Origin of the sequence: Streptomyces sp. NPDC059534, from assembly GCF_042743475.1 — a bacterium.
Lineage (GTDB): Bacteria > Actinomycetota > Actinomycetes > Streptomycetales > Streptomycetaceae > Streptomyces.
Genome location: NZ_JBHWAQ010000021.1, coordinates 156,306 through 164,262, shown reverse-complemented (window position 1 = coordinate 164,262; position 7,957 = coordinate 156,306). Strand labels below are relative to the sequence as shown.

General features: G+C 76.2%; 8 protein-coding genes. 3 read left to right on the top strand and 5 right to left on the bottom strand.

What is annotated here, in order from left to right:
• Window positions 1-56: 56 nt before the first annotated feature.
• Together ACFVZH_RS24725 and ACFVZH_RS24720 are read right to left on the bottom strand one after the other, a co-directional pair.
• Window positions 57-353 carry a hypothetical protein gene (locus tag ACFVZH_RS24725; protein WP_384900348.1) on the bottom strand — a complete coding sequence of 99 codons (297 nt, stop codon included), beginning with the start codon at window positions 351-353 and terminating at the stop codon, window positions 57-59.
• Window positions 354-571: 218 nt separating this feature from the next.
• Window positions 572-1,354, bottom strand: a complete 783-nt coding sequence (locus ACFVZH_RS24720; protein WP_384900346.1) for a hypothetical protein — start codon at window positions 1,352-1,354, stop codon at window positions 572-574.
• Window positions 1,355-1,615: 261 nt separating this feature from the next.
• Here ACFVZH_RS24720 and ACFVZH_RS24715 point away from each other — a divergent pair, with 261 nt between their 5' ends.
• Window positions 1,616-2,305 (top strand): transglycosylase family protein, encoded by a 690-nt coding sequence (locus ACFVZH_RS24715; RefSeq protein ID WP_384900345.1) that lies wholly within the window; start codon window positions 1,616-1,618, stop codon window positions 2,303-2,305.
• A gap of 20 nt (window positions 2,306-2,325) precedes the next feature.
• Here ACFVZH_RS24715 and ACFVZH_RS24710 read toward each other — a convergent pair whose 3' ends face one another.
• The 3 genes from ACFVZH_RS24710 to ACFVZH_RS24700 are packed head-to-tail and all read right to left on the bottom strand — an operon-like array spanning window position 2,326 to window position 6,007.
• Complete coding sequence (locus ACFVZH_RS24710; RefSeq protein ID WP_384900343.1) at window positions 2,326-2,973, bottom strand: ATP-binding cassette domain-containing protein; 648 nt, start codon at window positions 2,971-2,973, stop codon at window positions 2,326-2,328.
• A complete protein-coding gene (locus ACFVZH_RS24705) occupies window positions 2,970-5,603 on the bottom strand; it encodes an ATP-binding cassette domain-containing protein (protein WP_384900341.1) in 2,634 nt (877 codons plus the stop codon). The genes ACFVZH_RS24710 and ACFVZH_RS24705 overlap by 4 nt, the downstream gene beginning before the upstream one ends.
• A complete protein-coding gene (locus ACFVZH_RS24700) occupies window positions 5,591-6,007 on the bottom strand; it encodes a hypothetical protein (protein ID WP_384900355.1) in 417 nt (138 codons plus the stop codon). The genes ACFVZH_RS24705 and ACFVZH_RS24700 overlap by 13 nt, the downstream gene beginning before the upstream one ends.
• Before the next feature lie 114 nt (window positions 6,008-6,121).
• Here ACFVZH_RS24700 and ACFVZH_RS24695 point away from each other — a divergent pair, with 114 nt between their 5' ends.
• Both ACFVZH_RS24695 and ACFVZH_RS24690 read left to right on the top strand, forming a co-directional pair.
• Window positions 6,122-6,643 carry a hypothetical protein gene (locus tag ACFVZH_RS24695; RefSeq protein WP_384900340.1) on the top strand — a complete coding sequence of 174 codons (522 nt, stop codon included), beginning with the start codon at window positions 6,122-6,124 and terminating at the stop codon, window positions 6,641-6,643.
• A complete protein-coding gene (locus ACFVZH_RS24690) occupies window positions 6,621-7,913 on the top strand; it encodes an ABC transporter substrate-binding protein (protein ID WP_384900338.1) in 1,293 nt (430 codons plus the stop codon). Before ACFVZH_RS24695 ends, ACFVZH_RS24690 begins: the two co-directional genes overlap by 23 nt.
• Window positions 7,914-7,957: the final 44 nt, after the last annotated feature.

The window sequence follows — 7,957 nt, the reverse complement described above, 5'->3', positions numbered from 1 at the left end:
GGGCCGGGGCTTCATGCCCCGGCCCTCGGCCGTTCCCTGGTTCCTCCGTGCGACGGCTACAGCCCCCTGCGGGGGCCGGGTGGCAGCGCCGCCGGCGTGCGCGTGTGCGGATACGGCTGGGCCGGGGGCAGCTGCGCCGACCACGCCGTCGGATGGGCGGCCGCGTGCCGGTGACCCTGCCCGTGCCCGTACACGCCCGTGCTCACGGCCGTACCGAAGGCCCGGAAGGACAGTCCCTCCTCGCCGCTGCGGTCACCCGGCAGCGTGCGGAACGATCTGCGGTACTCCGAGTACAGGGCGTCGTAGATCGGCGTGGGCGAACCGCTCGCCGTGACGTCCTGCGCGGGGCGCATGGCCGGGATCTGACTCGGATACGGCTGGAGGAAGGGGTCGTATGCGTGCACGTACGTGCCAACGACCCCGCCGCCCGTCGGATGCGGGCGGCTCTCCGAAAGGGGTGCCCGCCGGGGGCGCGGCACGGTGGGTCCCCCGGCCGCCGTGTGCCCGGCCGCCGGGCCCGTCGGTGTCCCGGGGAGCCGCGCCCGCCCTATGGCCGGCCGGCCGTCCTCCATCAGGTGCCGGCCAGCGGCATCGCGGCGGCCACCAGGCGGCCGTTCACCGCCGCCTTCTCCAGGGCGTCCCGCAGCAGGTCCTCGCGCGGCTGCTGGCCGATCGAGCCGACCGGGGCGGCGAAGACGAGGACCGTGTGCGACTTGTTGGCCGCCGCGCGCCAGCCGTCGGTGACCTGGAGCGGCTGGTGCGCCTGCCACCAGGCGGCCTGCCCGGCGCCGCCGGGGCCCGGCTGGAGCACGGAGTGCAGCTGGCCCATGGCGACCAGGACGGACCAGCCCGGCAGCACCGCCGGCTTCTCGTGGAGGTCCATCACCTGCTGGAAGCCCTGGTCGGCCAGGAGCGGCAGGAACTCGTCGGTGAGGCCGTCCGAACCGGGGCGGGTCACCGGGGCGGTCGGCTCCACGACCAGCGCCGGGTGCAGCTCGCCGTCGATCAGGACGAGGCCGCTGGTCACGCCCAGCACGGCCTGCTCGGGGTGGGCGGCGCTGAGCGCGTCGGCGGTGTCCGAGGCCGTGATGGAGGCGACGGCGCCCTGGAGCTGCTCCTCGGCGACCCGGACGACCTGCGACGGAATGCAGCTGGCGTGGGCGAACGCGAGGACCGCGGTCTCGTCGCCGACGAACAGCACCGTGCTGGTGCGCTCCTGGTCGGAGTCGCCCGGCGTGCGGCAGGAGGTGCAGTCGTAGCTGCCCGGGGCGTTGTCGCCGGCGAGCAGCCGGTCCGCTTCTTCGTCGCCGATCTCGGCGCGTACGTCCTCGCTGACGTCGAGCATGCGCGGCACGGGGGGCTCCCTGGACTCGGTACGGGGGGACGCCGGGCCGTTCCCGGGCGTCTCATGACGAGTTCAACGGGTCAGGCTCGGCCGGGGTCACGCGCGGAAGCGAGGCAACTTGCCACCGGCTCGTGAGGCGGGGGCGACGGGAGGGCCGCCGCGGCCGGGCCGACGGGGAACGGCGGGGCCGATGATCCGACCGGGTGGGGTGTGAACAGTGTTCCGCGCGGCACGGACCGGGGGTGCCGGGCGGCTGCCTAGCCTGCCCCGATGTCGATGATCCGATTGTGGGCGGCCGGTTCCCTCCTGGCGGCGTCCGCGGCCGCGCTCCTGACCCTGGCCCCGGCACCCGCCCAGGCCCGGGAAGCGTCCGGCGCGGCCGGAGGCAGGTCCGACGCGCTCCGGGGCGCCCCCGCCGCCGCTGCCCGGGACGTCCCCGCCGGCGTCCGGGACGTGCCCGCCGCGGTCCGGGAGGCGTCCGCCGCGCTCCTGGAGGCGTCGGACGCGCTCCGGGGGGCCGCCTCCGTGCCCTCCTACGCCTGCGCCCGGGACCAGTGGCCGTGGGGGTGCGTCGCCGAGTGCGAGTCCAGCGGACGCTGGGACGTCAACACCGGCAACGGCTTCTACGGCGGCCTCCAGTTCTGGCAGCCGACCTGGGTCGAGCACGGCGGACTCCGGTACGCCCGGCGGGCCGACCTGGCGACCCGGCCGCAGCAGATCCGCGTCGCGGAGGAGGTGCTGCGCACCCAGGGGTGGGGCGCGTGGCCGGTCTGCTCCAAGCGGTACGGCCTGAGCGGGCGCGTCCACACCGTGCAGTCCGGGGACACGCTCGGCTCGATCGCCCGGCGGTTCGCGGTCAAGGGCGGCTGGCAGGCGCTGTACGCGGCGAACCGGAACCTCATCGGGGCCGACCCGAACCGGATCGTCGTCGGCACCATGCTGCGGATCGCACCGCTCTGACACGGCTCGCCCCGCCGCGGTCAGGCGAACTCGGCCGGCTCCCCGCTCGCCGTGCGGGAGCCGCGCCGCAGCTCGTGCACGAGCGTGCCCGGCGGCAGGGTGTCCGGCAGGCGCTGCTCGGCCAGGACGACGGCCGCCCCGTCCCGTACGGCGAGCGCCGCGAGCAGCCGGTACGTCCGGGCCGCGACCGGCGGGGCCAGGCCCAGCGACGGCTCGTCGACCAGCACCACGCGCGCGGGTGCCAGCAGGGCGCGGGTCAGCGCCAGCATCCGGCGCTCCCCGCCCGAGAGGGTGCCGGCGGTCCGGGACAGCAGCGGGACGAGCTCGGGGTAGGGGGCGGGGGCGTCGGGGCCGGGCGTGGTGAGCGCGAGGTTCTCGGCGACCGTGAGGCCCTCGTACACGGCCCGCAGGTCCGGTACGAAGCACAACCCGCGACGGGCCCTCTCGTACGCCGGGAGGCGTGTCACGTCGGCGCCCCGCCACAGCACCCGGCCCGCCGAGAGCCGCACGGTGCCGGCGAGGGCGCGCAGGGCGGTCGTCCGGCCGGCGCCGTTGCGGCCGAGGAGCACGGTGACCGTGCCGGCCGGCACGGGCAGGTCGAGGCCGTGCAGGGCCTCCAGAGGGCCGTAGCGGACCCGGGCGGCGCGCAGCGCGATCTCGACGCTCATGACAGGATGCGGCCCCCTTCCATGGTGTGCACCGTGTGGGCGATCCCGGCGACGAGGTCCGGGTCGTGCTCGACGACCAGGACCGTCAGGCCGTCCGCCGCGAGCGCGGCCAGGATCCGGGCGAGCGCGGCCGTCTCGGCGGCGTCGAGCCCGGCGGCCGGTTCGTCGAGGAGGAGGGTGTGCGGCCGCCCCGCCAGCGCGCGGGCCAGCTCCACCCGGCGCAGGGCCCCGGTGGGCAGGTCGCCCGCCGCCCGGTGCCGTACGGAACCGGCCAGACCCAGCAGCCGCAGGCTCCGCTCCACCGCGCCCGGGTCTCCTCGACCGTGGCCGCGCTCCTCGCCCAGGCGCACGTTCTCCTCCACGGTCAGCGACGGGAAGACGGCGAGCCGCTGGAAGGTCCGGGCGATGCCCAGCCGGGTCCTGGCGTGCGCCGGCCGGGCCGTGATGTCCCTGTCGTCGAGCGTGATCCTTCCCTGGCCGTGCCGGGGGCGGAGGGTCCCGGCGAGACAGTCGAAGAGGGTGCTCTTGCCCGCGCCGTTGGGCCCGACGAGCGCGGTCACGCGGGCCGGGGCGAGGTCGAGCGTGACGTGGCGGAGGGCGGTGGTCCCGCCGGGGTAGGTGAGGGTGAGGTCGTGCGCGCGCAGCCGCGGGACGGATCGGCCCACGGGTCTCGCCGCGGTTCTCCCCGCGGGCGCGGGCACCCCGGCGGGGGCGCGGGCCGGCTTGGGTGGTGGCGCCCCGGCGGGCGCGCGCGCCGGCTTGGGTGGTGGTGCTCCGGCGGGCGGGCGCGCCGGTTTCGGTGGTGGTGCCTCGGCGGGGGCCGAGGACGGTGCCGCCGCCGGTGGCGTCCGGGTGGGGGAGGGCCGGGGCCCGGCCCGGGGCAGCAGGGTCGCCAGCGGCGGCAGGCGGCCGGTCAGGGCGGTGAGGAGGCCGACGAGGGCGACGGCGGCGCCGGCGTGGGCGCCGGCGTCGAGGGTGACGAGGAGGGCGGCCGCCGCCAGGGGGGTGAGGAGGCTGTCGGCGCCGAGGGCGAGGACGGCGGCGAACCAGAGGAGGCCGCGGACGGGGTCGTACGCCTCCGGGTCGAAGGCGCGCAGGCCGAGGCCGAGGAGGCCGCCGCCGAGGGCGGCGAGGGCGGCACCCAGGACGAAGGCGAGGAGTTTGAGGCCGGGGACGGGGACGCCCGCGGCCTCGGCGCCGGGCTCGTGGTCCCGCAGGGCGGCGAGGGCGCGGCCGGTGCGGCCCCGGCGCAGGGCGGCCACCAGGGCCAGGCAGCCGGCCAGGGCGACCAGCTCCAGGGCGTAGAAGGCGCGGTCGTCGGAGAAGCCCGCCGGGCGGCCGAGGGAGAGGCCCGCCGTCGCGTACGGCTGGGTGAGGACGAAGCGGCTGACGGCCACCCCGACCGCGAGGGTCGCGAGCGCCAGGGCGAGGCCGTGGCGCCGGATCGCCGGTCCGCCGGTCACCAGGCCCACCACGGCCACCATCGGCACCGCCAGTCCCAGGGCGGCCAGGGCCGGCACGCCGGCCGTCGTCAGCAGGGCCGTGAACAGGGCGCCGAGGCCCGCGTACGCCGCCTGGCCGAGCGCGATCTGGCCGCCCCGGCCCGCCACGACGACGAGGGACAGCAGGATCACGGCGAGCGCGGGGACCTGGATCGCCGTGTGCAGGTCGGAGCCCGCGAAGCCGAGGGGGAGGAGGAACAGGACGCCCACCACGAGCCACAGCCCGCCCGGCACGTGCGGGGCGGGGGCGGGCGGCGGCAGCGCGTCCTTGCCCTTGCCGCCGATGCCCGGCAGGACCAGCGCCGCCACCAGCAGCGCCACCACGAACAGGTTCGCCCCGACGGCCTGCACGAGCGGCTCCGCCCACCCCTCGGGATGGAGCCGGGTCAGCTGGGCCTGGGCGACCCCGATGGCGAGCGCCGCGCCCACCGCGACCGGCAGCGACCGCATCCGGGCGATCACCGCGACCGCGATCACCTCGATGACGAGCAGGGGCATCCCGTACGGGTCGAGCCGGACGTAGGGGGCGAGCAGCACGCCGGTGAGCCCGGCCGTGAACGAGCCGAACGCCCACCCCGCCGCCGCCACCCGGTCCGCGTCGATCCCCGACAGGACGGCGAGCGGGCGGTTGTCCACCACCGCCCTCAGCTCCCGGCCGAACCGGGTCCACCGGGTCACCGCCGTCACCAGGCAGGCGAGGGCCACCACCGCCCCGAGCTGCGCCCACGGGTCGTCGCCGAGGAGGATCGGCGCGTCGTCCCGCGCCCCGGGGCCCCACAGCAGCACCGCCGTGCCGACGAGGAGGACGAAGACGCCGATGGAGGCCACCAGGGTCCGCGCCGGGTTCGGGCCGAGGAGGGCGAGCGGCCGGAACACCCCGAGGTCCAGGACGAGCCCGATGCCGGGGGCGACCACCAGGAGCGTGACCAGGGCCCCGAGGGGCAGCGGCCAGCCCCACTCGACCACGAGCTGCCGCAGGACGTACGCGCAGATCATGGCCACGGCGCCGTGGGCGAGGTTCAGCACCCCCGTCGCCCGGTGGGTGACGATCAGGCCGATGCCGGTGAGCGCGGCGGCGCTGCCGACCGCGAGGCCGGCGAGCGTCAGCTCGTAGGTCAGGGAGGCCACGGCTCGCACACCGGACAGGGGTCGAGTGCGGCGGCGCCCGCCTCCGTCGCCTCCGCCTTGCCCGCGACCAGGGGGCAGTCCGGGCGGTGCGCGAGGGTTCCGCCGGGGACGCGGAGCGGCGGGCCGTCGTCGGCGGGCGGGGGAGTCTCCGCCGCCTCGGGCGGCGCCGGCTCCGGCGGCCGTACGGGAGAAAGCAGGGTCGCCGTCCCGGTGAGCACCGCGCCCGCCACGATCAGCGCCGCCCCCGGCACCGTGCACGAGGCCAGATAGGGCAGCTGCCGCTCCGCGAAGCGCTCGCCGGACATCCCGTACCAGCCGAGGACGCACAGCACCGCGCCCGCGGCGGCGGCGGCGAGACCGCTCCAGAGCAGGATCCGGGATGTCGGCACGGGGCCTCCTCGCATCGACGCCACACCCGATTCATCCGCCTTACGTCTTTCCTTGCACTATGCCCTGATCCGTCCCACCCTGGAAACATCAGCCCGTTCGTGCGGGCGGGACACCCGGTGGTGAGCCAGATGGTTGTCGTACGACGCGGCGGACACTCCCGCCTCGCGGCCCTCGGGGCCGTCGCCGTTCTCGCTCTGGCGCCCGCCCTCGCGGGATGCTCGGACGACGGATCCTCATCGGGCGGCACCGATGCGTCGACCCCGCCGCCCGGCGTGACGGTCGGGTCGCCCGAGCCCGACGACCCGGTCGCCGCCAAGGCGGAGATCACCAGGAACTGGACCGCGTTCTTCGACCCGAAGACCCCCACGGCCCAGAAGGTGAAGCTCCTGGAGAACGGCGAGCAGATGCAGCCGGTCCTGGCCGCCTTCGCCGGCGACAAGAACGCCGCCCTGACCGCGGCGAAGGTCACCGGCGTCGAGTTCACCTCGGCCACCGACGCGAACGTCACCTACGACCTGCTGGTCGGCGGGGCCCCCGCCCTGCCCGGCTCCCAGGGCACCTCGATCCTGCAGAACGACACCTGGAAGGTCTCCATGAAGACGCTGTGCGGCCTGGTCGAGCTGAGCGGTGTCACCGTTCCGGGCTGCTGAGGCGGTCGCGGCGCTGCTCCTGGCCGCGCTGCTCGCGCTCCTGTCCGGGTGCGGCAGCCGGCTCCCGGAACGCGCCTTCCAGACGCGGCCCACCGCCACCCCCTCCGGCGGTGAGCCGCTCCGCGTCGGGATCATCACGAGCGCCACCAGCCCGGTCGGCGGCCAGGCGTTCACCGGCCCGCGCGACGGGGCCCGCGCCTACTTCGACGCCCTCAACGCGCGCGGCGGCCTCGACGGGCGCCGGATCGAGGTCGAGACCTGCGACGACGGCGGCAGCGGCGTCGGCAACAACGCGTGCGTGCACCGGCTGGTCGACGAGCGCCGGGTCTTCGCCCTCGTCGCCACCACCGCCCTGAACTACGCGGGCGCGCCGCTCGTCGCCCGCGCCGGCGTCCCCGACATCGGCGGGCAGCCCCTGACACCGGCGTACGACACGTATCCCCACCTCTACGGGATCTACGGCAGCTCCGCCCCGCGCACCGGGGGGAAGCCCGGCTGGGACGGGACGCTGTACGGCGGCACGGAGGTCTACCACTGGTTCAAGAAGGAGAAGGGCGCCAGGACCGCCGCCGTCATCTCGTACAACCAGACCGCGTCCGCCGCGTACGCCCGGCTCGTCGCGGACGGGCTGCGCGCCGAGGGCTACCGGGTCGTCGACGAGCAGGTCGACTTCGCCCTGCCCAACTTCCGCGCGGTCGCGGCCGATCTGCGCGACCGTCACGTCGACCTCCTCTTCGACGCGATGGACACCCACGGGAACGTGCGGCTCTGCGAGGCGATGGAATCGCTCGGGGTACGGGTCGACGCCAAGGTCACCAACGTGCAGAACTGGTCCTCGTCCGTCGCCCGCGACTACGCCCGCGCCCCCGGCTGCCTGAACGCCCTGTGGGTCACCGGCAGCAGCCGCAACCACCAGGACACCGACCAGCCCGCCGTCCGCGAGTTCCGCGCGGCCATGGGGCAACGGCCGATCTCCCAATGGCAGTTGGAGGGGTGGGCGGCGGCGATGTGGTTCACCGACGCGGCCCGCTCCTGCCTCGCCGGGGACGGACTCACGCGGGCGTGCGTCGAGGACTTCATGAACCGTCCGGAGCCGTACACCGCGCGCGGACTGCTGCTCCCGGTCCGCTTCGAGTACCTGGCGCGACCGCCGGCGACCCGTTACACCTGTCTGTCCGTGGCCCGTTGGGAGGACGGCAGGGGCTGGGTGTCCCAGGGCGAGATGACGGAGAACTGCGCGACCGTGCCCCAGCTCGGCTACCGCCCGTGAGCGCCCTCCCTGTACCGGCAGTACAGTCGGGCGACCGAACATGA

Bases quoted from the DNA above. Each gene is read 5' to 3' on its own strand.
- ACFVZH_RS24715 (WP_384900345.1), top strand. From the start codon at position 1,616: ATGTCGATGATCCGATTGTGGGCGGCCGGTTCCCTCCTGGCGGCGTCC.
- ACFVZH_RS24725 (WP_384900348.1), bottom strand. From the start codon at position 353: ATGCGCCCCGCGCAGGACGTCACGGCGAGCGGTTCGCCCACGCCGATC.
- ACFVZH_RS24700 (WP_384900355.1), bottom strand. From the start codon at position 6,007: ATGCGAGGAGGCCCCGTGCCGACATCCCGGATCCTGCTCTGGAGCGGT.
- ACFVZH_RS24710 (WP_384900343.1), bottom strand. From the start codon at position 2,973: ATGAGCGTCGAGATCGCGCTGCGCGCCGCCCGGGTCCGCTACGGCCCT.
- ACFVZH_RS24695 (WP_384900340.1), top strand. From the start codon at position 6,122: ATGGTTGTCGTACGACGCGGCGGACACTCCCGCCTCGCGGCCCTCGGG.